Source organism: Bacteroides sp. 1_1_14 (assembly GCF_000162515.1).
GTDB classification, from domain to species: Bacteria; Bacteroidota; Bacteroidia; order Bacteroidales; family Bacteroidaceae; genus Bacteroides; species Bacteroides thetaiotaomicron.
Genome location: NZ_GG774755.1, coordinates 1 through 668, shown reverse-complemented (window position 1 = coordinate 668; position 668 = coordinate 1). Strand labels below are relative to the sequence as shown.

Sequence of the window (668 nt, the reverse complement as noted above, 5' to 3'; positions counted from 1 at the left end):
TTTCCTGTGGCACGTGCTTTGAGCCGCATACCTGTGATGTTCTTCTCCAGCGAGAACTCTTCCAGCGTTTCGGCAGCCTTGCTGCGGATTCCTACACCGAAGATGGCTAGATCATCAATTTTCACACTTTTGCCGTCGAGCAGCAGTTCCTTGATGCAGTCCACCATATCAGTGAGCACGCCTTTGATCACCCCACTGGAATACGGTGAATTGTGTTTCGACATGTGTTCGGCAAGTTTGGCAAGGTCGAATGTCTCGTCGCTTACCGCCCGGGCGAACCATTTGCCGGCATTCAAGCCTTTCTTCTGTTGGTTCTGATAAATTTTGTAACGAATCATAAAATAATAATTTTAAAGAGTTAAACATACTTTCGTGAGGATTTCTCCCTTTCGATGACACAAAGATAGTATGCTGTAACTCGGAAGAATCGGTTGTGTACAGTGACAGTCGGTAATGTGCAATTGTTGTCGGTTATAGTCTGTTATTCCCTGATAAAACGTAGGTAATGTGAATATATTTTGTTACTTTTGTGACAGTAAAACAGAAACTTATTTGTCATGATAGAATTCAAAATACGTGCTTATGGTCGCATGGAACTGGCACAGCTTTATTCTCCCGAACTTACCGGCATTGCCGCTTACCGCAAAATGAATAAATGGATTGTCCGC

General features: G+C 43.4%; 2 protein-coding genes. One reads left to right on the top strand and one right to left on the bottom strand.

Annotated features, from left to right (window positions below; translation table 11 throughout):
- Positions 1 to 338: hypothetical protein (locus HMPREF9007_RS00020; protein ID WP_008763934.1), on the bottom strand; the 338-nt coding region annotated here is incomplete at its 3' end.
- Positions 339 to 557: 219 nt separating this feature from the next.
- On the opposite strand from HMPREF9007_RS00020, the gene HMPREF9007_RS00025 reads away from it, so the two are divergent.
- Positions 558 to 668 (top strand): DUF4248 domain-containing protein (locus HMPREF9007_RS00025; protein WP_008763933.1); only part of this gene is annotated, 111 nt, incomplete at its 3' end.